Source organism: Photobacterium ganghwense (assembly GCF_017329545.1).
Taxonomy (GTDB): domain Bacteria; phylum Pseudomonadota; class Gammaproteobacteria; order Enterobacterales; family Vibrionaceae; genus Photobacterium; species Photobacterium ganghwense.
In genome coordinates, this window is sequence record NZ_CP071325.1 from 2,953,627 (window position 1) to 2,977,409 (window position 23,783).

General features: G+C 54.7%; 19 protein-coding genes. 15 read left to right on the top strand and 4 right to left on the bottom strand.

From position 1 onward, the window contains the following. Positions 1–34: 34 nt before the first annotated feature. From FH974_RS13335 to FH974_RS13345, 3 genes are read left to right on the top strand one after another with little or no spacing between them, the layout of a single operon-like run. Positions 35–463 (top strand): VOC family protein, encoded by a 429-nt coding sequence (locus FH974_RS13335; RefSeq protein ID WP_047886434.1) that lies wholly within the window; start codon positions 35–37, stop codon positions 461–463. A 46-nt stretch (positions 464–509) separates the two neighbouring features. Continuing rightward, positions 510–1,490: a questin oxidase family protein gene (locus FH974_RS13340; RefSeq protein WP_047886433.1), complete on the top strand. Its 981-nt coding sequence runs from the start codon at positions 510–512 to the stop codon at positions 1,488–1,490. Further along, on the top strand, positions 1,487–2,080 hold the full coding sequence (locus FH974_RS13345) for a flavodoxin family protein (protein WP_047886432.1): 594 nt from the start codon (positions 1,487–1,489) through the stop codon (positions 2,078–2,080). Before FH974_RS13340 ends, FH974_RS13345 begins: the two co-directional genes overlap by 4 nt. A 137-nt stretch (positions 2,081–2,217) precedes the next feature. Here the strand turns inward: FH974_RS13345 and tyrS are convergent, their stop codons facing one another. Further along, complete coding sequence (tyrS, locus tag FH974_RS13350; RefSeq protein ID WP_047886431.1) at positions 2,218–3,405, bottom strand: tyrosine--tRNA ligase; 1,188 nt, start codon at positions 3,403–3,405, stop codon at positions 2,218–2,220. 127 nt (positions 3,406–3,532) lie between these two features. Here tyrS and FH974_RS13355 point away from each other — a divergent pair, with 127 nt between their 5' ends. Next, a complete protein-coding gene (locus FH974_RS13355; protein ID WP_047886430.1) occupies positions 3,533–4,852 on the top strand; it encodes a peptidoglycan DD-endopeptidase ShyC in 1,320 nt (439 codons plus the stop codon). Between the two features lie 149 nt (positions 4,853–5,001). Here the strand turns inward: FH974_RS13355 and erpA are convergent, their stop codons facing one another. Next, on the bottom strand, positions 5,002–5,343 hold the full coding sequence (erpA, locus tag FH974_RS13360) for an iron-sulfur cluster insertion protein ErpA (protein ID WP_047886429.1): 342 nt from the start codon (positions 5,341–5,343) through the stop codon (positions 5,002–5,004). Positions 5,344–5,403: 60 nt separating this feature from the next. Continuing rightward, positions 5,404–6,807, bottom strand: coding sequence for a H(+)/Cl(-) exchange transporter ClcA (gene clcA, locus FH974_RS13365; RefSeq protein ID WP_047886428.1), 1,404 nt, complete (start codon positions 6,805–6,807; stop codon positions 5,404–5,406). A gap of 262 nt (positions 6,808–7,069) precedes the next feature. On the opposite strand from clcA, the gene hemL reads away from it, so the two are divergent. The 4 genes from hemL to FH974_RS13385 all read left to right on the top strand — a co-directional run bounded on the left by hemL (position 7,070) and on the right by FH974_RS13385 (position 14,693). Then, the gene (gene hemL / locus FH974_RS13370; RefSeq protein WP_047886427.1) at positions 7,070–8,365 is read left to right on the top strand and encodes a glutamate-1-semialdehyde 2,1-aminomutase; all 1,296 of its coding nucleotides are present in this window, start codon (positions 7,070–7,072) and stop codon (positions 8,363–8,365) included. A 356-nt stretch (positions 8,366–8,721) separates the two neighbouring features. After that, positions 8,722–9,807 carry an AI-2E family transporter gene (locus FH974_RS13375; RefSeq protein ID WP_047886426.1) on the top strand — a complete coding sequence of 362 codons (1,086 nt, stop codon included), beginning with the start codon at positions 8,722–8,724 and terminating at the stop codon, positions 9,805–9,807. A 162-nt stretch (positions 9,808–9,969) separates the two neighbouring features. Next, the gene (gene rsmC, locus FH974_RS13380; protein WP_207103341.1) at positions 9,970–10,992 is read left to right on the top strand and encodes a 16S rRNA (guanine(1207)-N(2))-methyltransferase RsmC; all 1,023 of its coding nucleotides are present in this window, start codon (positions 9,970–9,972) and stop codon (positions 10,990–10,992) included. Between the two features lie 314 nt (positions 10,993–11,306). Then, entirely contained in the window at positions 11,307–14,693 is a 3,387-nt protein-coding gene (locus FH974_RS13385) for a response regulator (RefSeq protein ID WP_047886425.1), read from the top strand. Here FH974_RS13385 and FH974_RS13390 read toward each other — a convergent pair. Continuing rightward, on the bottom strand, positions 14,686–14,976 hold the full coding sequence (locus FH974_RS13390; RefSeq protein WP_146149664.1) for a hypothetical protein: 291 nt from the start codon (positions 14,974–14,976) through the stop codon (positions 14,686–14,688). The genes FH974_RS13385 and FH974_RS13390 overlap by 8 nt on opposite strands. 353 nt (positions 14,977–15,329) lie before the next feature. Between FH974_RS13390 and FH974_RS13395 the strand changes: the two genes are divergently transcribed. From FH974_RS13395 to FH974_RS13425, 7 genes are all read left to right on the top strand, one after another. Next, entirely contained in the window at positions 15,330–17,012 is a 1,683-nt protein-coding gene (locus FH974_RS13395) for an ABC transporter substrate-binding protein (RefSeq protein ID WP_047886423.1), read from the top strand. Positions 17,013–17,150: 138 nt separating this feature from the next. Next, positions 17,151–18,137 carry an ABC transporter permease gene (locus FH974_RS13400; RefSeq protein WP_047886422.1) on the top strand — a complete coding sequence of 329 codons (987 nt, stop codon included), beginning with the start codon at positions 17,151–17,153 and terminating at the stop codon, positions 18,135–18,137. Positions 18,138–18,139: 2 nt separating this feature from the next. After that, positions 18,140–19,165, top strand: coding sequence for an ABC transporter permease (locus FH974_RS13405; protein ID WP_047886421.1), 1,026 nt, complete (start codon positions 18,140–18,142; stop codon positions 19,163–19,165). Then, positions 19,165–20,145 carry an ABC transporter ATP-binding protein gene (locus FH974_RS13410; RefSeq protein ID WP_047886420.1) on the top strand — a complete coding sequence of 327 codons (981 nt, stop codon included), beginning with the start codon at positions 19,165–19,167 and terminating at the stop codon, positions 20,143–20,145. Before FH974_RS13405 ends, FH974_RS13410 begins: the two co-directional genes overlap by 1 nt. 15 nt (positions 20,146–20,160) lie before the next feature. Then, positions 20,161–21,156: an ABC transporter ATP-binding protein gene (locus FH974_RS13415; RefSeq protein ID WP_047886419.1), complete on the top strand. Its 996-nt coding sequence runs from the start codon at positions 20,161–20,163 to the stop codon at positions 21,154–21,156. 10 nt (positions 21,157–21,166) lie between these two features. After that, positions 21,167–22,897 carry a glycoside hydrolase family 9 protein gene (locus tag FH974_RS13420; RefSeq protein ID WP_207103342.1) on the top strand — a complete coding sequence of 577 codons (1,731 nt, stop codon included), beginning with the start codon at positions 21,167–21,169 and terminating at the stop codon, positions 22,895–22,897. After that, positions 22,890–23,777 (top strand): glucosamine kinase nucleotide-binding domain-containing protein, encoded by an 888-nt coding sequence (locus tag FH974_RS13425; RefSeq protein WP_047886417.1) that lies wholly within the window; start codon positions 22,890–22,892, stop codon positions 23,775–23,777. The genes FH974_RS13420 and FH974_RS13425 overlap by 8 nt, the downstream gene beginning before the upstream one ends. The last annotated feature ends 6 nt before the right edge of the window (positions 23,778–23,783 follow it).

The window sequence follows — 23,783 nt, forward strand, 5'->3', positions numbered from 1 at the left end:
CTAAAACCATACGCAATATACTTCAGGAGGCAACATGAGCACTGATCACGTCCCGTATGTCGAACACGCCAATCTCACCGTCAGCAACATTGACCACAGCATCGCATTTCTGCAAACCGCCCTGCCCGGTTTCTCTGTCCGACATCGCGGTCAGAGCGAGCTCTATCGCTGGTGCCATATTGGCACTGAACACACTTACCTGGCCCTGCAGGATGTCGTGAATCGCGACAAGATCGATCGTGCGCCTTACCTCGACAGCGGAATCAATCACATCGGTCTGGTCACGCAGGATGTTAACGGCGTCAGACAGCGCTTACTGGCTGCCGGTTATCAGGAAAATGACATCGAAACCACACACCCGTGGCGAAAACGCTGTTACTTCTGGGATCCCAACGGCATTGAGTGGGAGTTTGTCGAATACCTCAGTGACGATCCCGCCCAGCGCAACGACTATCACCTATAACCAAAGTACCCATCCGTTTTCTGTTTACGGCAACCAGGAGAAAGGCATGTTTCATCCTATTTCTGAGCACTGCTTGCAACTGATTCGTCAAGGGCAACGGTATGATCCTGTCTACGGCCGCGGTCTGGCCAACCACTTGCCAATGGCGCTGGCCGCCCTGGCTTTTCAGGGGGCGTCCGAGAACCAACTGGATGCGTTTTATCACCACTATACCGGCCAGTTGGTGCCCATGCGTCCGGCCTGCACCGATGCACAAACGCCGACACTCGGCAACAGGGCCGATTTCGGCCGCTTTCTGTCCCGTTATCGCAGGCAAATCCACCAGCAGGGAATTGAGCAAACCGTGCGCCATGCCCTGCCCGAACTACTGCCAGGGCTGATCAGCGCCGCTTTTCATGGGGTGATCCGCCTCAGCTACGGCGTTACCCTGCAAGATCCCGACGAAGTGGCCATTGCCCTGGCCTACTGGGCCAGTGAATACCAAACCCTGGGGGCGTTGCACCAAAGTGAGACGATACAGGCCGAGCAGCAATTGCGTCTTGTGCAGCATCACTTTGCCGCGCACTCATATCAGCCCGGCCTCATTGTCGATCGGATCGCTGAACTCAGCAGCCTGCCCGAATTTGCATCGCTTGCCGTCACTCCGGCCGACCTAAACGAGCCGCTGGTCGCCCGGCTCACGATCCGTCACTATCTTGCCACCAACAATTTCACCCTGCTGCACGGGGTTACCGGTTTTCAGGCCCTGCACCAATTGCAGCCTTACCTCGCTGAGCCAGCGCTGGCGCTACGCTACTACTGGCAGGCCTTCGTCGCTGCGTTGGGGGTTGCCGGGACTGCTGCGCCTCCAGTCTCGATTAGGGATTGTCCGCCGTTACAGTGGGCCCACTGGCAGGCGCAAACCTGCACCAGCGATGATGATCACACTATCAAGCTGATCTATAGCTGCCAGTACCTGTATCACCATTTTTCGTTGCCGGAATACCCGGCCGCTATCATGAGGCGACTTGCCAAGGAGAACCCATGACCTCAGTCTTTATTGTCTACTTTTCCCAATCCGGCTGTACCGAACAATTAGCCCAGGCGTGCGCGGCGGGAATCAGCCAACAGCCAGGGGCACACGCGACGCTCTATCCGATCCGGGGGGAGCGCATCCTCAACGGCCGATTTCGCGATCCGGCGTTATTCAGGGCGTTGGCCAATGCCGATGCGATCATCTTTGGTACCCCGACGTTCATGGGCGGACCGGCGGCTCAATTTAAAGCCTTCGCCGATGCCAGCAGTGAAAATTGGGAGCAGCAACACTGGCGCGATAAGCTGGCCGCAGGTTTTACCGTCGGCGGTAGCTTCAATGGCGAGCAAGGGAGTACCCTGCAGTCTCTGATCACTCTGGCGTGCCAACATGGCATGTTATGGGTGGGAATGGATATGCCCTTCAGCTATACCGACAAATCAATCAACCGCCTTGGTGTCCAATACGGCAGTTCAGCCCATGCACCGGAAGGGACGGTTCATGCTCAGGATTTAGCCACAGTTCGCCATCTGGGCAGCCGTGTCGCGAGACTGGCAGCACAGCAAGTCATTGCCCGACAGTGTGCCCAAGCGACAGACAGCTAATTGGCCCCAGAACCTGTCTTATCGCAGTTGATGTAGCTGAAGCTGAAGCCATTTCCGGCTTTTGCATTTATCCGGAGGCATAAACAAACAAAGGCGCCTGAGGCGCCTTTGTGGTGTGTCACGGGTATAAATCGGAATTATTTTACGGTAACACGGGCAAATTTACGCTTGCCGACCTGGTATACGTTCGTACCAGCCGCTGGAACCAGCTTGGTATCATCCAGCTTTTCACCGTCGATCTTCACCGCGCCCTGACGAATCATACGCAGTGCGTCAGACGTTGAATTCACCAGATCAGCGTCTTTCAGCAGGTTAGAAATGGCAATTCCGGCTTCAAACTCGAATTCCGGCATTTCATCTGGCATTGCACCTTTCTGGAAGCGGTTGATGAACTCCTGCTCTGCCGCGTCAGCATCCGCTTCAGAGTGGAAACGAGCGATGATTTCTTTCGCCAGCAGAATTTTCACATCACGAGGGTTCTTACCTGCTGCGATGTCTGCTTTGAACTGCTCGATTTCTTCCAGCGGACGGAAAGACAGCAGCTCGTAGTAGTTCCACATCAGGTCATCAGAAATCGACATGATCTTACCGAACATTTCGCTTGGCGCATCAGCCACACCGATGTAGTTGTTAGCCGACTTAGACATTTTCTTCACGCCGTCCAGACCGACCAGCAGTGGCAGCGTCAGTACAACCTGTGGTTTCTGACCGTTGGCTTTTTGCAGCTCACGGCCCATCAGCAGGTTGAATTTCTGGTCGGTACCGCCCAGCTCAACGTCAGTGTGCATCGCCACCGAGTCATAGCCCTGCAGCAGCGGGTACATGAATTCGTGAATAGCGATTGGACGGCCTTCCGTGTAACGTTTTTTGAAGTCGTCACGCTCTAGCATGCGAGCAACCGTCTGGTTAGCCGCCAGACGAATCATGCCTTCTGCGCCCAGCTCGGACAGCCAGGTCGAGTTGAACTCAATCTTGGTTTTCGCCGGATCCAGGATTTTGAACACCTGCTCTTTGTACGTTTCAGCATTACGCAGTACGTCTTCGCGTGTCAGCGGCGGACGCGTGGTGTTTTTGCCGGTTGGATCGCCGACCATCCCGGTGAAGTCACCGATCAGAAACGTCACATCATGGCCCAGTTCCTGGAACGTACGTAGCTTGTTCAGAATAACAGTGTGGCCCAGGTGAATATCCGGTGCTGTCGGATCGGCACCCAGCTTGATGCGCAGTGGACGGTTTTCTTTCAGCTTGGCAATCAGCTCTTCTTCCGGAATCAGCTCATCAACACCACGCTTAATTTCAGCTAATGCTTGTTCAATACTGGCCATTCTTGTTCGCTCCCACAGAATTGGCAAAAAAGTAATAATCGTCAATATTACTTGAATAGCGATGTTTTTTGAAACCAGTTAGACTACAGGTTGATTTATTTTTTCCTAATACACAAAAAAATCACTAATGCTATTAACGATACTGCGCCGGCTGCCAAGGATGCACCAAGTCTCAATCACAGTGATTACCCTGTTTATGGGGTTGTTGCTGTTGTGGCCGGGCACCGAGGATAGCGCCCATCCGGAGCGAAAATTCGAACCCGGCAAACATTACCCGCTGGCTCTGGATCTGAACATCACCCAGCTTCGACCGATGGCCGGGGAAGAAAAACCGGCAATTCCGGCTTTGCGCTGGAAAGAGTATAAGGTAAAGCCGGGTGAAAGCCTGGCCGTGGTGTTTGATAAAGTCGGCCTCTCTCCTCTGGATCTCTACCAACTCGTCAACGCTGATGAAGGCACCAAAGAGCTCGCCAACCTGCGTCCCGGTGAAACCCTTCGCTTCGGGTTTGATGAAAAAAACCAGTTAGTTCAGCTTGTTCAGCCACAAAGCGCGACAGAACGCCTGATCGTCACGCGCACGGCTGACAGCTTCTACTCCGCCAAAGAAAGCAAACAAGTCGACATCCAGCTTAATTACGCCCAGGCTATTATCACTTCCAGCTTCTGGAACGCCGCCGACAAAGCCGGACTGACCGCCAACCAGATCATGGAACTGGCTGGCATTTTTGGCTGGGATATCGACTTTGCCCTCGACATTCGGGCCGGAGACAGTTTTTCCGTCCTGTTTGAAGAAAAGCTGGTGGAAGGCGAACCCATTGGCCGCGGCGATATTCTGGCAGCCACCTTCACCAACTTAGGCCAGACTTTTACCGCCGTGCGTAGTGAAGACGGTAAATACTATGATGCAGAAGGACGCGCCATGCGTAAGGCCTTCCTGCGCTCGCCGATAAACTTCCGCTACGTCAGCTCCAACTTCAACCCTCGTCGCCTTCACCCGGTCACCGGACAAGTGAAAGCACACCGTGGAACTGACTATGTCGCGCCGGTCGGCACCCCAATCTGGGCCGCCGGTGACGGAGTGGTCATGAAATCCGGCTATAACCAGTTTAACGGCAACTATGTCTTTATCCGCCACAGTTCCACCTACATCACCAAATACCTGCACATGACCAAGCGCAAGGTCAAAACCGGCGATCGGGTCAAACAGGGAGAAGTCGTCGGGACTCTCGGCGGCACCGGTCGGGTTACCGGCCCACACCTGCATTATGAGTTCCTGGTCAACGGCGTGCACAAAAATCCGCGCACGGTGGATCTGCCGCAGGCCCGCTCGCTGAGCGGCAAAGAGAAAACCCGCTTCAAAGCGCACGCCCGCGAGCGAATGGCGCAACTGAACCAGTTCAGCCAGTTCATTGCAGATAACAGCCCGCTACTGACAAACCGCAGTTAAGCGGTCCAAACCAGCGCGCCCCAAACACAGCCCCTAGACCAGGGCATTCCCAGATATGCAGCCCGGCGCCACAGGGCGCTTCCCGGACATAAAAAAACCGCAACATCAGGTTGCGGTTTTTTTTGTCTCGCGCAGGGCGCACAGTCAGCTTACACGCTGAATGATGCCCCACAACCACAAGTCGTGGTCGCATTCGGGTTGTTCACAAAGAAGCGTGAACCTTCCAAACCTTCGGTATAGTCAACAATGCCGCCGATCAGGTACTGCAGACTCATAGGGTCAACGACCAAGGTTACGCCACTGTTTTCGATGGTGAAATCACCTTCATTCACTTTTTCGTCAAAGGTGAACCCGTACTGGAAACCGCTACAACCACCACCAGTGATGTAAACACGCAGTTTCAGATTCGGGTTTTCTTCTTCGGCGATCAACGATTTGACTTTATTCGCTGCAACATCGGAAAAACTCAGCGGCAAATTAGCATCGCTCATTCAAAACCTCTCAAATACACTCGGTCATTGCGTTGATTATCTAATACCTGACTATCTCGTTCAAGTATTGACCACCTCTGAGGACGACTGCTGGGCCATTTTTTCTTTCGCAATGGTACGATGCAGCAGTTGCGAGTAAATAGGCTGTCCACCCAGAACCTGCGCCAGCATGGTCGCGCCCAGGGTCGTAATAATCAGCGGCAGGATCAGATGATAGTTGTTCGTCATCTCAATCACCAGCAATATACCGGTAATCGGTGCCCGCACCGTCGCGGCGAACAGCGCTCCCATTCCGGCAATCGCAAACATTCCGGCGTCCAGCCCCATATCCGGAAAAAGGTGTTGCGCCACGGCACCGAAGAACGTGCCGAATAAGGTCCCCAGAGCCAACATCGGGGCAAAAATACCACCGGGCGCGCCAGAGCCAAAACACAACAGGGTTGTCGCTACCCGCGCCACAAAAAGCAGAAACAGCAGCCCGACCCCGTACTCGCCCTGGGTCGCACTCGGAATCAGGCCGATCCCACCGCCGGTCAGCTCCGGCAAATAGAGCAGCAACAAGCCAAAACAGCCGCCTAATAAGGTACCGGTCAGCAGGTAACGGCGCCGCTCGTTACGGTGAACCCTGACGAACAAATCCTGCGCCAGCGTGATCAGGCGGTTAAAAATCACGCCGAAAATACCAAACAGCATCCCGAGGATCAGAAACAGCCACAGTGAATGCAAGTGCGGCGCGGCATATTGCGGCATGGTGATCACTGCGTTCTGGCCGGCGATACTGCGAAAGACGATATTGGCCACAACCGCTGAAATCATCACGCATTTTATCGAGATCAGGCTGTAACGAAACTGCGGCCGCATCTCCTCAACCACAAACATGATACCGGCCAGCGGAGCATTGAACGCTGCGGCCAGCCCGCCAGCTGCCCCGGACGCCAGCAACGCATGACGGCCTTCTTTGTCTTTCAGGCGGAACAGGTCGGAGACCATGCGCCCGATATTGCCGCCCATCTGCACCGAGGGGCCTTCCCGCCCCAGAACCATGCCGGAGCCCAGCGCCCCCAGCCCGCCGATAAATTTGACCGGCAGCACCCGCCACCAGCGTACCGGACGGATATCATCCATCGCCCCTTCAATTTCCGGGATCCCGGAGCCTGCCGCCTCGGGCGCAAATCGGCTGACCAAGTAATAACCGACCAGCGCCAGCCCGGCACTGATCAGAAACGCCGACAACCACAGCGGCAACACATTGCTGATTTCATTGCGCAGCCATTCGGTGCGCTGCTCCGAGACCCAATGCACCGAGATTTCAAACAGCGTTGACAGCAACCCGGCTCCCAGTCCGACCAGCGCCGACAGAAACAGAACTGAAATCGGGGTTTTATCGCGGGAAAGAAAGCGCCGTACCAGCCCGCTGGGCTGCAGTCGTTCAGGCGCAGGAGTGCCTTGGTTTGTATCCGTCATTGAACTCGCCGTATGTCGATGATATCCCGTGGAACCGGGGCAAAAAGAAAGGGACGCGAAGCGTCTTACCAAGGATAGTCGACCCGCTCTGGTTTTTACATCGGCATTCTTGAAAACTAGCTTTTCATTGCTGCACGCAATTTTCCGCGCTAAGAGGTTGAGCTGACGCAGAGTTCCCCCGCCGGGAAATTGAAAGCCCCCCACCGCCTAGGTACAATGCCGGGCAGTTCACATCGGACAATTATTCAAACAGGACAACCCTATGAGCAAATCAGCTGATTTATTTGCCAAAGCGCAACAAACAATCCCAGGTGGGGTTAACTCTCCGGTACGTGCTTTCACCGGTGTCGGCGGTACTCCGCTCTTTATCGAACGAGCAGACGGCGCGTATATCTTTGATGCAGACGGCAAAGCCTACATTGATTACGTGGGCTCATGGGGTCCGATGATTCTGGGCCACAACCACGTGGCAATCCGCGATGCCGTTATTGAAGCGGCTCAGCGCGGCCTGAGCTTCGGTGCGCCGACAGAAATGGAAATCACCATGGCTGAGCTGGTGTCGAAGCTGGTGCCGTCAATGGAAATGGTTCGTATGGTCAGCTCTGGTACCGAAGCCACCATGAGCGCCATTCGTCTGGCTCGTGGCTACACCAACCGCGACAAAATCATCAAGTTTGAAGGCTGCTACCACGGCCACGCCGACTGCCTGCTGGTGAAAGCCGGTTCTGGCGCCCTGACGCTGGGCCAGCCAAGCTCACCAGGTGTACCGGCAGATTTTGCCAAGCACACTCTGACCTGTACCTTCAACGATCTGGACTCAGTTCGTGAAGCCTTTGTTGAGCACCCAGAGCAGATCGCCTGTATCATCGTTGAGCCAGTAGCCGGCAACATGAACTGCATCCCACCGGTTGCTGGCTTCCTGGAAGGCCTGCGTGAGATCTGTGACGAATTTGGCGCCCTGCTGATTCTGGATGAAGTGATGACCGGTTTCCGTGTTTCACACGGCGGGGCACAGGGTTACTACAACATCAAACCTGACCTGACAACGCTGGGTAAAGTGATCGGCGGCGGGATGCCGGTAGGTGCCTTCGGTGGCCGTCGTGATGTGATGGAATACATTGCGCCAACCGGTCCGGTTTACCAAGCGGGTACCCTGTCCGGTAACCCAGTAGCCATGGCAGCCGGCCACGCCTGTCTGAGCGTTCTGACTCAGCCTGGCAATGAGCAGCGTCTGGCTCACACCACTCAGCGTCTGGCAGAAGGCTTCCAGGCTCTGGCTGACAAATACGGCATCCCACTGAAAACCCATCAGGTCGGCGCCATGTTCGGTTTCTTCTTCACTGACCAAGAAACGGTTAACTGCTACGGCGATGTGGCGAAGTGTGATATCGAACGCTTCAAGCGCTTCTTCAACCTGATGCTGGAAAAGGGCGTTTACCTGGCTCCGTCCGCCTACGAAGCCTGCTTTACCTCTCTGGCGCACGGTGACAAAGAGATTGAAGCCACGCTGGACGCTGCAGAATTCGCGTTTGCCAAACTGGCAGAAGAAGCGGCGTAATTCGCATCGTCCAACCCTACAATGCCGCTCAACGAGCGGCATTGTACTATCTGCAAGTCGCCGTTTTCAGCCCGAAAGCGTGCTAGGGTTGCCAGGCTGAGTTTTATATCTGGATATGGAGAACAACCTATTGCCAGAACAGCACAGTCAGAACCGCTATCCCCAAAACCACCCACAGTGCCAGTGGCACCCGGCGCTTTTTCTTTTCATCGCATCCGCAATCACAGCACCCCATCGCAAACTCCTTAATATTTCCTGAACAGGCTACATTGATAATTGCCACACCTGACCGGTGATGCAATCATAAGTACCACAAAACAGTATCATACAACACTGACCTTAATAAGGATTTGACCGTGCCGTCTTCCGTCAAAATCGAGTCCCGCCATTGGGTGCTCATTGCGGCGCTTGCGCTTGCCGCCTACGCCAGTTACCAGCTGATTGCGCCTTATCTCGGCCCCATCGTCATGGCCTTTATCATCTCGCTGTTGTTTTACCCGATCCACTGCCGGATCAGCCACCGACTGCCGACATTACCCAATCTCTCAGCCGTGCTGTCCTGCACCCTGCTGACCTTTATGATCGTGATCCCGCTGCTGGTGGTCTTCAGCTCTATCATTCATCAGGGCTCAACGTTTTCCCGCGACAGCTACAACTGGCTGACAACCGGGGGCGTCAAGGAGGTGCTGGGGCACCCGTATGTGGTCAAACTGATGGCACTGTTCGATAAATATCTGCCTTTTGAACCGCTGGATGCCCAGGAAATTGTCCGCAAAATCGCGGCAACAGCCTCTAAATTTGGCGCCCAACTGCTGAACACCAGCGCCAAGCTGCTCGGGGATGCCACTAACTTTCTGATCAACTTCATGCTGATGCTGTTTGTGCTGTTCTTCCTGCTGCGGGATCATGACCGCATCGTCGCCACGATCCGCCATGTATTGCCGCTCTCCCGCAGCCAGGAAGACGCCGTACTGAACGAAGTCGAGCAAGTGGCCAAATCGGCAGTACTGGGCTCTTTCCTGACGGCACTGGCACAAGGCGCAGCAGGTGGCTTTGCCATGTGGCTGGCTGGATTCCCAGGGCTGTTCTGGGGCTCAATGATGGCATTTGCCTCGCTGATCCCAGTGGTCGGCACCGCGCTGATCTGGATCCCGGCGACCCTGTATCTTCTGCTCGTCGGTCAATGGGAATGGGCTCTGTTCCTGGCCATCTGGTGTGCCGTCGTGGTGGGCTCCATCGATAACTTCCTGCGGCCAATGCTGATGCAAGGCAGCTCAGGCATGAGCACTTTGCTGATCTTTTTCTCAATCATCGGCGGGTTGAACGTCTTCGGACTGATCGGCCTGATTTACGGGCCAATTATTTTTGCCATCACTCTAGTGCTATTCAAACTGTATGAAGTGGAATTCAAAGATTTCCTCCGTCATCAGGATGAGCACTGAGTCAGGCGCCTCAGTTTTACCGCCGTCCCCGCACGGCTTATGCCCGGGGACACGGCACCTTGCCTAACATCAGCCGGACGGCCCCGCCCTCCGGCTTTTCTTATCCCTGAATTTATGGAACAATTCGCGCCCCATATTCCTGTCACCGTTTCTGAGGCCGATATGTCCTATAGTGCTGCAAGCCAAGTCGCTCTCCGCCAGATTGAGTTTTTTGAAAACCGCAATGTCCTGATTGCCGGTGAGCTGGCGGATGCGTTTCCGATTGAGCTGGCGCAAACCGCCGCCTCAGTCACAGTCTTTACCACCAACTACGGGTTCTACCGCTCTCTGGCTGCGCGCCCTCAGGTAACTGCCCATTTTGGTGCCGAATTTGACGGTGACGCCGCATCCATCGATATGATCCTGCTTTACTGGCCGAAAGCCAAAGCGGAAGCGGAATACCTAATGGCCATGCTATTGGCGAAAGTGGCGCCGGGCACCGAGATTTGTGTGGTAGGAGAGAACCGCAGCGGCGTGCGCAGCGCCGAAAAAATGTTTGGCCCGTTTGGTCCACTGACCAAATACGACTCGGCCCGACGCTGCAGTTTTTACTGGGGTCGCTGTGACCACAATGCACCGGCGTTTGTCCTGCAGGACTGGTTCCGCAGCTACCCGCTGGAGCTGGGCGGACAAAGCCTGACGATCCGTTCGCTGCCAGGCGTTTTCAGCCACGGGGAGTTTGATAAAGGATCCGAACTTCTGTTGAAAACTCTGCCGGCACTGCACGGCAAGGTACTGGACTTCGGTTGTGGTGCCGGTGTTATTGGTGCATTCATGAAAGCCAACCACCCGGACATTGACCTGGAGCTGTGTGACATCAGCGCGCTAGCCATCGCCTCAGCACAGGAAACCTTCCGTGTTAATCAGCTGGAAGCCCGTTTTACCGCGACGGATGTATACAGCGACCTTCAGGGTCACTACGATTTTCTGATCAGCAACCCGCCGTTTCACGCCGGCCTGAAAACCTTCTACGCCGCCACAGAAACCTTGATTGCTGAAGCCCCCCAGCACCTGACCACTGGTGGCGAGTTGATCATTGTCGCCAACAGCTTCCTGCGTTACCCGCCGCTGATCGAAGCCAGCCTGGGCCACTGTGAGCAGCCGGCCGGCAACAATAAATTCAACATTTACGCCGCGAAAAAATAGCGCAATGTTCTTTCGTTACCCGGTGAGTTTCACCGTCTCACCGGGTAAAAATACCGACAAATCCCGTCAATATGGGCAAAAAACAGCCCCTCCCAACCGTTAACTCCGTCAATTCTGTGTGTCGCCACACGCTTCCCCGCCTGCTTTCTTGATAATGCAAAAAAACCACGTATAAGGTGACAGAAGATCCCATTTTTCGTGTTATGACGTAAATTTCGTCAAAATAAGAGCATTTTTTCACTGTCACGCCAGTCAGCTTCTGCCAAAGAAGTCGGCTGCATTTAGAGTATTACAGGTAAATTTCAGGCACCGGAATGCAGAAGACTACCCGTTTCAAGCGACTGCAGCATACCCTAATGCTGGCATTTCTCGTTCTCAGTATCACTCCCCTGCTCCTCTCAGCATTATTTTTCCTTCGCTCCCACACCACTGATTTAGCAGAGCAAAGTACCAATCACCTGGCGTCATTGCTCGACAACAAACGCAAGCAGTTGGAGAGCTTCATTACGGCACGGGAATCGGAAGTGCAGAGCTTTGCCCGCTCTGAGCTGGCCAATGCCAGTGGCGGACGGTTCTACGGCCTGGTCGGTGCTTATAACCAACTGGGTGACATCAGCGGGCAATTGCAGGAACTCGGTCGCAGCACATATTTTACGGAGCGGCTGACCATGAGGGCGCCGGCTGAGAACGGAGTCACGAATTACGCCAGCCATGAACGATACCGGCTGATGTACAAACGCTATAACTGGGCTTTCGACGAATACCTTAAGCGGTCGCATTTCAGCGACATTCTGCTGGTCGACTTACAGGGCAATATTGTCTATTCCGCCAACAGTCCCGAGACATTCAGCGTCAACCTGCAGCAAACCACCCACACGTTTCAGGCACTGAGCACTACTTTTACCGCGATTTCGACCCTCACCCGGCAATCCGGCTACAGCGCGGATCAGGTTCCGGTCGTATTCACGGATTTCAGTGCTGAGCCAGATCACCCGGATCTCGCCGCCTGGTTTGCCGCCCCCATCATTCAGCAAGGCTATCTGCACAGTTATGTCTTTTTTAAGCTAAGTAACCGCTCCATCCGGGACATTCTCAGCGACACCGTGGCCACAACCAATCATCAGGTGCAGACCCTGTTGGTAGGCCAGGATCACCGCTCATTGCTGCCGCAAAGTACTCAGGCCCCCGCGACCTATTCCAGCCCGAGCATCGATCAGGCACTGGCCGGCAACAGCGGCGTGGGCAGCTTTGCCAACTTCAGCGGGGTGCCGGTACTGAGCGCCTTCGCCCCCATCAGCCTCAAGGGCAGTGAGTGGGCGCTGGTCGTCGAGCTGCCAGAAAAAGAAGCCTTCGCCCGCATTCGCCAGCTGGAAAAAATCTTCTTTGCGGCCATGCTGACGGCCGTGGTGCTGGTGATTATCGCTTCGCACTGGCTCTCCAACTCCATCACCGCGCCTTTGCTGCGCCTGACCTGGGCCGCTGAGCGGGTATCCGCCGGGGATCTGGATCAGAAGATAGGAAGCACCGAGCGCAGCGACGAAATCGGCCGCTTGGCCACCAGCTTTGCCCGCATGCAATCTTCCATTCGGGATAAAATCACCCTGATCCGCGAACAAAACACGGAGCTGGAGCAAAACCTGCTGGTGATACGGCAGAAGAACAACGAGCTGCAGACCGCTGATAAACTGAAAGATGAGTTTCTGGCCACCACATCCCATGAACTGCGGACCCCGCTGCACGGGATGGTCGGCATCGCCGAATCGCTGCTGGCCGGTGCCAACGGCCCGTTACAACATTCGCAACGACGCCAGCTGGAGATCATCATCAATAGCGGCCAGCGCCTGACCAACCTGGTCGATGATCTGCTGGATTATCATAAGATGCGTTATGGCGATCTTGATATACAGCGCCATGCGGTAGATCTGGCCTCGGCCGTGCGTCTGGTACTGGAACTGTCCAGCCACCTGCTGGGCAACAAGCCGATCCGCATCATCAACCAGATCCCTGATGACCTGCCGCTGGTGCTGGGCGATGAGCAGCGTATCGAGCAGGTACTGTACAACCTGGTCGGTAACGCCATCAAATACACCTCTGAAGGTAAGATCATCCTTTCAGCCACGATTTTGCAAAAGCAGCTTCGGATTCAGGTCGTAGATACCGGCCAGGGGATCCCTGCCGAGCAGCTGGAGCATATCTTTGAGCCGCTGACCCAGGCCAATACGCAATCCGCCCATTACCGCCAGGGCTCCGGACTGGGGCTGTCCATTAGCCGCCAGCTGGTGGATTTAATGGGGGGACGCCTGTACGTCAGCAGCCAACCGATGATAGGCACTACGTTCAGCTTCACCCTGAACCTGGCCAGCGAGCATGACATTGCTAACAGTCAGTTGGCCAACCGCAACCTTCACTTTCAGGCTCCGATCAGCGACCCAACGGTGTGTGAGCTGGAAGATTTACCGGATAATCCGGATGGCGACCTGTTGCTGGTCGTGGATGATGAACCGGTCAACCTGCAAGTTCTGCATAACTTCCTGCGACTGGAAGGGTATCGGGTGATCACTGCAGAAAGTGGCCAGCAGGCGCTTCAGCTGGTTGATGAACAACAGCCCGCACTGGTGTTGCTGGATATTATGATGCCGGAGATGTCCGGCTATGAAGTCTGTGAGCAACTGCGGAAAACCTACAGCATGCTGGATTTACCCATCATCATGCTTTCTGCCCTGGGACAGGTTCAGGATCGGGTACGCGGCTTTGAATCCGGTGCCAACGATTACCTGACCAAGCCATTCAATAAAGAAGAGCTGACCGCCCGGATCGGGGCACACCTGAAAGCTGGACAAACTGAACGCCAGCGCCTGGAAAATCAGATCTTGGCCGAAGAAGTGGCACGGCGAAAAGAAACGGAAGCGGGCCTGCTGGAAACCCAGAGCCGCCTGCTTGGGCTGCTCGAATCCACCAATGAAGCGATACTCTGTGTCCGTAACGACGGCCTTATACGCTATGCCAACAGCGCCGCCGGTAAACTGTTTGAACGCACTCCTGAGCAACTGGAGCGCCACAACCTTTACGATATTCTGGCCACTCATCTGCCGGAAGACATCGCCAGCCGCCACCATTTCCACGGCAAGCTGATGTTCCGCATCGGGGATGGCCTCAGTTCCCTGAGCACTGACGTGATTAACCTGCCGGAAGCCTCCGGGTTACAGCGGATGTTTATTTTTGACAACCACGGTCCGACTGAAGAGCACCGTATCAAAGTGCTGGAAAATGCCGTCGACGTTTTATCCGGCTTTGCCTTCAACCGTGACCGGCACAGCCTGGACCAACTCCGTCATCTGGGCGAGGAATTCAGCGAACTGGCGGATCGCCTGGATGACAAAGGCGGCAGCAAGCACGATACCCTGCGCGAACTGCTGGTCGATACCATGAAGACCACCCTTGGCGTCTGGGAACGCTATACCAGGAAAACCAAATTTGAACTGGCCGAAGAAAGCGGGCTCTGGCGGGTCTACCTCGACCGCAGTACCCTGCAAACCCGGACACTGGATAAATACCTGCACCTTGAAACTCTGCCCAAAACACCGCGCTGGCGCACGGTACTCAGCACCGTGGATTTTGTGCTGGAACGCTGTCAGGTGCCCGCCGATGAAAGAGAACAACTGCAACTGATGAGGCAGCAACTGCAACACCTTATCAGCTGATCTCTGCCGGGATGCCTCCTTGCTTCGGTATAAACCGCGCCTTTTTCAAGCCCGCCTGGCGGGCTTTTTTTCGCCTCAAATTATGCGTTGTAAAAACCGAAAAAACGCCTTCTCCAGTCGGATTTATACTGGTCAATTTCCCATCAAAAGCTGTTTTTTCAGCCTCGTTCCGTCTTGGAAACGGGGTTAATACGTATTCTGAGAGCATAATCACAACAAATGCAGGGGATAAATTTTCCGCAAGGAAATATCCTCCCAACTCCTCTCCCGTTACATCACTCACTCCAAAGTCAGCCACTAAACATCAATAAAATAAAAGTAAAAATCGATAGTAAACGCTCACATTGAAAATATAATCGATAAAATTATCTGTGAGATACCGCACAGAGGATTTCCGCCGCTGAGGCAGATCACACTCAGATATTTACGGTTTTAACGGTACCACCGGGTATTTTGACGGTTTTAACGGGAAGCCAGATTGACCTATTTGTTATTCCGGAGTTTCCTTAAGGTCACTGAGAGCCTACAAGGCCATTTGTTTGGGCCGCGTTACTCAGCTCAGATGAAGTAGGTTTGAGGGTCCCGTTCAACGGGTATTTTCATAAGTGAAACAAAAGCAAAGAGTAAGGAACAGCTATGCTTGCCAATATCAAAAAAACTCAGTTAGCACTCGCCGTTGTCGCCGCCGCGTCAACCCTAGTAACCGCGCCAGTGGCTTCTGCTGCTGAACGCAGTGAGCTGACTATCGTACCTCAGTTTTATCCTACAATGGTCCGTAACTTTAACCCGTTCCTGGATACCGATCTGGACACCACCACCGAGTTCATCTATGAGCCACTGGTGATTTTTAACCAGATGCACGGTAACGAGCCGGTTATGCGTATCGCGAAAAACTACTACATGTCTGACGACCTGATGCAGGTAACGTTTGAACTTCGCGATGGGGTTAAGTGGTCTGACGGCAAACCTTTCACCGCCAAAGACGTGGTTTACACACTGGAACTGCTGAAGAAAAAACCTGAGCTGGACCGTACCGGTATCAATAACTGGGTCACGGCAGTGAAGCAGCAGGGCAACAACAAAGTGATCTTCAGCCTAACAGAAGCCACTTCTAACGCGCCGTTTGAAATTGCCAAAGTGCCAATCGTGCCAGAACACATCTGGAGCAAGATTAAGAACCCAGAGTCGTTCACCAATGACAATCCGGTCGGCTCCGGTGCTTTCACCGAGATCGACACCTTCACTCCACAGCTGTATGTTCAGTGCCGTAACCCACACTACTGGGATAACGACAATCTGGACGTAGACTGTCTGCGCGTTCCTCAGATTGCCGGTAACGACCAGCTGCTGGCGAAAATCATCAACTCGGAGCTGGACTGGACCTCATCGTTCATTCCTGACATCGACAGCACGTATGCAGCAGCAAACCCTAACCACAAATACTGGTATCCTGCGGCCGGTACACAATCCTTCCTGCTGAACTACAAGTCGCCGAAAGAAGGCAACCACGAAGCAATCAATGATGTCGAGTTCCGCCGTGCTTTCTCTATGGCACTGGATCGCCAGACCATCATCGATATCGCGTTCTACGGCAACGGCAAACCTAACAACTACGCCTCGGGCCTCGGCGAAGCCTTTGCTTCCTGGTCTGACAATACCATCTACAACAAGTACAAAGGCTTCAATACCTACAACACCGCAAATTCCAAAGCGCTGCTGAAGAAAGCCGGCTACAAAGATATTGATGGTGACGGCTTTGTTGAAACCCCAACCGGTAAGAAGATTGAGCTGGAAGTTCAGTCGCCGAATGGCTGGACTGACTTCAACAACACCGTTCAGCTAGCTGTTGAGCAACTGCAGGAAGTCGGCATCAACGCCAAAGCCCGCACTCCGGACTTCGCGGTTTACAACAAAGCGATGCAGGACGGTACCTACGATGTGGCCTACACCAACTTCTTCCACGGTGCAGATCCTCACACTTACTGGAATGATGGCTACAACTCCGCACTGCAGGAAGGTGAAGGTAAGCCTCGTTTTGCCATGCACCACTACAAGAGCGCGGAGCTGGATAAACTGCTGAACAGTTTCTATAAGACCGCTGATAAAGATGAGCAGCTGAAAATTGCCCACATCATTCAGAAGATCATCGCTGAAAACCAGATCACTGTGCCTGTCATGTCCGGCGCATTTAACTTCCAGTACAACACGACCCGCTTTGACGGTTGGTGGAATGAAAACAATCCGAAAGGCCGTCCGATGATTTGGGCCGGTGTTCAGGAACGTGTTCTTCAGGTACTGGATCTGAAACCTAAGTCGTAAGTTCTGCTTCATTTGCGGTGCGCCCCTTGCGCACCGCCTCTTCCCCCTCACTTGTGCAATGTATGGCGCCAGTCGTCAGGGGGTTTTTCGTCCTGAATCCAGCCGCTAGTGAAGGGTTGGTTTGGAAAGGTGTGAGTTATGGGATTCTTTCTACGACGTTTGTCATTCTACTTTATCGCGTTCCTTGTGGCCGCTACGCTGAACTTTATCATACCGCGCGCCATGCCCGGCGACCCGGTGACCATGATGTTTGCTAACGCGACCGTACAGGTCACGCCAGAACGTATTGCCGCCATGTCAAAACTGCTCGGGTTTGTCGACGGGCCACTGTACGAACAGTATTTTACCTACCTTAAAAGCATTCTGAGCTGGAACCTGGGGATCTCTATCCAGACCTACCCTCAAACGGTCAACGACATGCTGGGTAACGCCGTCGGCTGGTCACTGTTCCTGGCCGGGACAGCAGTTATTCTTTCGTTCTGCATCGGCTCCATTCTGGGCATTTTTGCTGCCTGGAAACGCGGCAGTAAATACGATGCCTTCATCTCTCCGGCCATGCTGGTTGTGCAAGCTGTTCCTGCGGTGGTCACCGCCATGATCGCGCTGTACACCTTTTCCATCAGCATGCGCTGGTTTCCGACCGGTTATGCCTATACCCCCGGGGTAATTGCAGACTGGACCAGTCTTGAGTTCTACAAAAATGTGGCTTACCACGCCGTCCTGCCACTGGTTTGTGCCACCATCATCCAGATTGGCGGCTTCCTGATCAGCATGCGTAACAACATGATCAACCTGCTAAACGAAGATTACATCACCATGGCCAAAGGCAAGGGCCTGAGCGAAAACCGGGTCGTGTTCAACTACGCAGCCCGAAACGCCATGCTACCGAGTGTTACCGCTCTGTCGATGGCCCTAGGGATGGCTATCGGCGGCCAGTTGATTATCGAGATCATCTTCAACTATCCGGGTCTGGGTACCGTGCTGCTGAACGCCATTAACGGCCGGGATTACCAGGTTCTGCAAGGTCAGCTACTGATCATGACCCTGTTCATGCTGTTCTTTAACTTCCTGGCCGACCTGCTTATCGTCGCGCTGGATCCTCGCCTACGCAAGGGAGGGAAATAATCATGAATGCACTAATTAAACTACTGAGTAACAACGGTAAGGCACTGCTGGGCCTGAGCATTATCTGCACCTTTATTCTGGCGGCCATTTTTGCCCCACTGATCACCAAGCATGCGCCGGATCGTAAAACCGGTAACCCACACGAGTACCCGGCATTTATCGTCAAAGCCGCCCAAAACAACCCGGATGGCTGGGTGGCAACCAACCTGGCAGACAACCGCCGTACCCTGCTGATGTCAAAAGAGGCCGATCACATGATGGGAACGTCCCGCATGGGCCGCGATATCTGGTCTCAGGTGGTTTACGGCACCCGTACCTCACTGGCTGTCGGCTTCGGTGCCGGTCTGGTGGTTTGTTTTCTGGCCACCGTTATCGGGGTATCAGCCGGATACTTTGGCGGCCGGGTGGATGACATCCTCACTGCCGCGATGAATATAATGCTGGTTATTCCGCAGTTCCCGCTGCTGTTTGTGATTGCCGCTTTCATTGGCCAGGCCGGGCCGGTCACCATTGCGATCGTCATCGGAATGACCTCCTGGGCGTGGGGAGCAAGGGTCGTCCGCGCTCAGACCCTCTCACTGCGGGAGAAAGAGTTCGTCAAAGCGGCAGAGGTTCTGGGGGAATCGTCATGGCGCATTATTTTCGTCGAAATTCTGCCTAACCTAGTCTCGATTGTCGGCGCAAGCTTCATTGGCTCCGTCATGCTGGCCATCATGACCGAAGCCACCCTTTCCTTCCTCGGACTGGGCGACCCGAATTCCATCAGCTGGGGCGTCATGCTTAACAACGTCCGCACCTCTTCGTCGATGCTGGTCGGCGCCTGGTGGGAACTGTTTGCACCGTGTCTGGCCCTGATCTTCATCGCCATCGGCCTGGCGCTGCTCAACTTTGCCGTCGATGAAATTGCCAACCCGCAACTGCGCTCTCACAAGGGAATGCGCCGCTGGAAGAACATGGCCAAGCAACAAAACACTGAAACAGAAGCTGAAATTAACGCTAAGCCTGCACTGGAAGGGGGCGAAAAATAATGACCAATCCGCAAATTTCCATTCGAAACCTGTGCGTCGATTACATCACTGACGCCGGTGATGTCCGTGCCGTCAACAATGTCAGCTTTGACATCGGCAAGGGTGAAATCTTTGGTCTGGCGGGTGAGTCAGGCTGCGGTAAATCAACCGTTGCCTTCTCACTGATGCGCCTGCATAAGCCACCTGCATTCATTACCGGCGGTGAAGTCATTTTCGATGGTCACGGCGATATCCTTAAACTCAGCGACTCGCAAATGAGTGCGTTTCGCTGGAGCGAAATCTCAATGGTGTTCCAGAGTGCGATGAACGCCCTGAACCCGGTGCTGCGTCTGGAAGAGCAGTTCTGCGATGTGATTATGCGCCATACCAACCTCAGCCGTGAGCAGGCCGTACGCCGGGCCGAAGGGCTGCTGGAAATTGTCGATATCCACCCGAGCCGACTGCAGGATTATCCGCACCAGTTTTCCGGCGGGATGCGTCAGCGTCTGGTGATCGCGATTGCTCTGGCTCTCAATCCGAAGATGATCATCATGGATGAGCCCACCACCGCACTGGATGTGGTGGTACAGCGTGAGATCCTGCAAAAGATCTACGCCCTGAAAGAAGAGTTCGGGTTTTCTATCCTGTTTATTACGCACGATCTGTCCCTGATGGTCGAGTTCTCCGATCGCATCGGGATCATGTACTCCGGTGAACTGGTGGAAGTGGCGCCTTCCAAACAAATCCTGGAACGCCCGTACCACCCCTACACCGAGGGACTGGGTAACTCGTTCCCGCCGCTGACCGGCCCAAAAACCCGGCTGACCGGGATTCCGGGGAACCCGCTTAACCTGCTGGAAATTCCTCAGGGTTGCCGTTTCCAGGCTCGCTGTAGCAAAGCCCATGACGCCTGTTTTCGTCAGGCAACTCAGCTGCGTCAGCTTGAACCCGGCCGTTTCAGTAACTGCCACCTATTCAACCAAAGCCGTTCATCCCAATAAGAATATGGAGGCATGATGAGCAAGCCAACCGGACAACCAATTATCGAAGGGAAGAACCTGGTCAAAGACTTCCCGGTTAGCAGCAACTCGCTGAAAAAGTCCATGATGCGGGCAATCAATGACGTGTCATTCAAGATGTACAAGAGCCGTGGCTTGTCCGTTGTCGGGGAATCCGGCTCGGGCAAATCCACCACCGCGAAAATGATCGCCAAAATGTATGCGCCGACACACGGCCATATCGAATACTTTGGCCGTGACATCCGTACTATTGAAAAACGCGATGACCTGATGAAATACCGCCAGGGCGTCCAAATGGTCTGGCAGGATCCGTTTGGCTCCCTAAACCCGACCCATACCATTTTTCACCATATTGCCCGCCCGTTGCTGATTCATAACAAAGTCAGCAAAGGCAATAAAAAAGAGCTGGAAGACACCGTCTACAGCCTGCTGGAGCAAGTGGGCCTGATCCCGCCGAAGGCAACCGCCGAGAAATATCCGCACCAGCTGTCCGGGGGCCAGCGTCAGCGGGTCAACCTGGCGCGCAACATTGCGGTTGGGGCCGAAGTCGTGCTGGCCGATGAGCCCACTTCGATGCTGGATGTATCGATTCGCGCCGGAGTGCTCAACCTGATGGAAGAAATGAAATTCGAACGTGAAATGGCGCTGCTGTATATCACCCATGATATCGCAACGGCCCGTTATATCGCTGAAGATCTGGCTGTGATGTACGTCGGCCACATGGTTGAGTGGGGAGACACGGAAGAGATCATCCACGATCCGCAACACCCTTATACCCAGTTACTGGTTTCTGCCGTGCCGGATCCGAAAAAATCGATCCATGAGAAGCTGAAGGGGAATAAAGGGGAAATTCCACTGTGGACACCAGAGAGCCTCGGCTGCCCGTTTGCAGGTCGCTGCACCCACGCAACCGACAAATGCCGGACGCAACTACCAGGCATTACCCAGTTATCTGACAACCACTTTGTTCGTTGCTATCTGTATGAAAACTGATGGAGGCATCATGCAGCTGCTAACCAATCACCTGGGCTATGAGCGTTTCGGTACCAAGCAGGCCGTCATCCAGACAGCAATGCCACTGACAATCACAACGGCACAGATTGTTTGCGACACCAGCCAGCAACCTCTGCTGACACTGCCGGTGCAAACACATGGCGAGGTGGATCAATGGCATACCGGACTGACTTATCTGGTCGACTTTTCCGCGCTGCAGCAATGCGGCTGGTTCCGGCTGCAGGTGGGTGAGCAGCTGTCTGCACGTTTTCAAATCGCCGACGGGCTGCTGATGAAGCAGACCTTCAGCGATGTTCTGCACTATTTCAAATCGCAGCGCTGCGGCGGCAAATTTGATCAGGCGGATCATCAGGTGCGTCTGTTTGACTCCAGTCAGACCGTGGATGCGCATGGTGGCTGGTACGACGCCTCCGGGGATGTCAGTAAATACCTGAGCCACCTGTCGTACAGCAATTATTTCAACCCGCAGCAGACACCGTTGGTGGTCTGGAACATGCTCACCGCGTTCAGCCAGCTGAGTAACCAGCCGGAGGTGGCGCCGTTCACCCGTGTTCGCCTGCTTGAAGAGGCCCTCCACGGTGCTGATTTCCTGTGCCGGATGCAGTCACCGCAGGGTTACTTTTACATGACGGTATTCGATACCTGGAGCAAAGACACCGCCCAGCGCGAAATCTGCGCATACGCGACCCAGAACGGCCATAAATCTGCCCAGTATCAGGCAGGCTTTCGTCAGGGCGGAGGGATGGCGATCGCCGCCCTGGCCGCTGCGGCCAGGATTCTGGGTTCGCACGGCACATCACTGGGATTCGATACCGCCTCCCGGGCGCAATACCTGACGGCCGCGCAGCAGGGCTATTGGCATCTGGTAGAAATGAACACCCGGTATGTAGATGACGGGGTTGAAAACATCATTGACGAGTACTGTGCACTGCTGGCTGCCGTGGAACTATACCGGGCAACGGACGACAGGCGCTTTCTGACCGGGGCGCGCCGCTGGGCAGGCCGCTTGGCCCAACGGCAGATGAGCGATGACCAGTACCGCTATTTCTGGTCCGCCAATCATGACGGCAGTCGGCCGTATTTCCATGCCTCTGACGCCGGACTACCGGTACTCAGCCTGCTGCATTACCTCGATATTGAGCCGGACCACCAGCAACAGCAGACCGTAACGACCGTCATCCTGCAAGCGCTACAGTTTGAACTGGCGATCACTGCGGAAGTGACTAACCCGTTCGGCTATCCGCGCCAGTATGTCAAAGCGGTAGAGGGCGACAAGCACAGCAGTTTTTTTATTCCGCATCACAATGAAACCGGTTACTGGTGGCAAGGGGAGAACGCCCGGCTGGCTTCTCTGGCCAGCATGGCGTATCAGGCAGCCGCCCTGCCCGCTTTCCGCGATCTGAAACTCCCGTTGGAAATCTATGGTCAGCGACTGCTGAACTGGATACTGGGGCTCAATCCTTTTGATATGTCCATGCTGGATGGGCATGGTCGCAATAACCCGGATTATCTGCCAGACCTAGGGTTCAGCAATGCCAAAGGCGGCGTCTGCAACGGGATTACGGCCGGTTTTACCAACGAGCGGGACATCGCCTTCAACCCGCAGCCACAGGCAAACGACATGCTGCAAAACTGGCGCTGGGGAGAGCAATGGATCCCCCATGCCGGCTGGTACCTGCTGGCCGTGACCCTGCAATACAAGGAGAGACAAGATGTCTGATTCCGTTCAATTTTATGTCGGTGTCGACGGCGGCGGAACCTCATGCCGAGCCCGGATTACCGAGCTAAACGGCCAGGTGCTTGGTGAAGCCAAAACCGGCAGCGCAAATATTTTGCTGGGAAGCGAAGTCGCGATGGCATCCATTCAGGATGCTATCGCAACCGCAGCCGCGCAAGCTCATCTCGGGCCGGAGCACTACGCCCATATGCGGGTCGGCCTGGCTTTGGCCGGGGCCGAGCAAAAAAGCGCCTGGTATGACTTTATGGCCCAGCCCCATCCGTATGCTGCCGTCACTCTCAATACCGATGCCTACGGTGCCTGTCTCGGCGCATGGGCTGGGAAGGACGGCGCCATCCTGATTGCCGGCACCGGCTCATGCGGGATTTACCTGAGTGAGGGGACACAACATGTGGTTGGCGGCCGTGAATTTCCTATTTCCGATCAGGGCGGTGGCGCGGTCATGGGGCTGCGCCTGATCCAGCAGGTCCTGCTCGCCCAGGATGGTCTCAGGCCGGTGACCCCGTTGGTCAGCCATGTCATGGCCCATTTCCGACACGACATTGATGCCATTGTCAGCTGGTCGAAATCCGCCAGGCCTTGCGACTACGGTCAGTTTTCGCCAGCCATTTTTGACTATGCCTATCAGGGAGATGCGCTGGGTATCGACTTGCTCAACCAGACCGCGGCCGATATTGAAATGTGGATGAAAGCCCTGATTCAGCGCGGGGCCAGCCGTATCTGCCTGATGGGCAGCATAGCGGAACGCATTATTCCCTGGCTGATTCCTCCAATGCAGCAACGTGTCGCCGTCCCTCAGGGCGACGCCATGGATGGTGCTCTGGCCATGGCCCGAGGGCATCACAACCTTTACCCACTATGAGTCAAC

Excerpts from the sequence above, each read along its gene's own strand:
- FH974_RS13405 (WP_047886421.1), top strand. The coding sequence starts at position 18,140 with ATGAATGCACTAATTAAACTACTGAGTAACAACGGTAAGGCACTGCTG.
- FH974_RS13340 (WP_047886433.1), top strand. The coding sequence starts at position 510 with ATGTTTCATCCTATTTCTGAGCACTGCTTGCAACTGATTCGTCAAGGG.
- FH974_RS13410 (WP_047886420.1), top strand. The coding sequence starts at position 19,165 with ATGACCAATCCGCAAATTTCCATTCGAAACCTGTGCGTCGATTACATC.
- FH974_RS13420 (WP_207103342.1), top strand. The coding sequence starts at position 21,167 with ATGCAGCTGCTAACCAATCACCTGGGCTATGAGCGTTTCGGTACCAAG.
- FH974_RS13400 (WP_047886422.1), top strand. The coding sequence starts at position 17,151 with ATGGGATTCTTTCTACGACGTTTGTCATTCTACTTTATCGCGTTCCTT.
- clcA (WP_047886428.1), bottom strand. The coding sequence starts at position 6,807 with ATGACGGATACAAACCAAGGCACTCCTGCGCCTGAACGACTGCAGCCC.
- FH974_RS13335 (WP_047886434.1), top strand. The coding sequence starts at position 35 with ATGAGCACTGATCACGTCCCGTATGTCGAACACGCCAATCTCACCGTC.
- hemL (WP_047886427.1), top strand. The coding sequence starts at position 7,070 with ATGAGCAAATCAGCTGATTTATTTGCCAAAGCGCAACAAACAATCCCA.
- FH974_RS13395 (WP_047886423.1), top strand. The coding sequence starts at position 15,330 with ATGCTTGCCAATATCAAAAAAACTCAGTTAGCACTCGCCGTTGTCGCC.
- FH974_RS13385 (WP_047886425.1), top strand. The coding sequence starts at position 11,307 with ATGCAGAAGACTACCCGTTTCAAGCGACTGCAGCATACCCTAATGCTG.
- erpA (WP_047886429.1), bottom strand. The coding sequence starts at position 5,343 with ATGAGCGATGCTAATTTGCCGCTGAGTTTTTCCGATGTTGCAGCGAAT.
- FH974_RS13415 (WP_047886419.1), top strand. The coding sequence starts at position 20,161 with ATGAGCAAGCCAACCGGACAACCAATTATCGAAGGGAAGAACCTGGTC.
- FH974_RS13345 (WP_047886432.1), top strand. The coding sequence starts at position 1,487 with ATGACCTCAGTCTTTATTGTCTACTTTTCCCAATCCGGCTGTACCGAA.
- tyrS (WP_047886431.1), bottom strand. The coding sequence starts at position 3,405 with ATGGCCAGTATTGAACAAGCATTAGCTGAAATTAAGCGTGGTGTTGAT.
- FH974_RS13355 (WP_047886430.1), top strand. The coding sequence starts at position 3,533 with ATGCTATTAACGATACTGCGCCGGCTGCCAAGGATGCACCAAGTCTCA.
- rsmC (WP_207103341.1), top strand. The coding sequence starts at position 9,970 with ATGTCCTATAGTGCTGCAAGCCAAGTCGCTCTCCGCCAGATTGAGTTT.
- FH974_RS13425 (WP_047886417.1), top strand. The coding sequence starts at position 22,890 with ATGTCTGATTCCGTTCAATTTTATGTCGGTGTCGACGGCGGCGGAACC.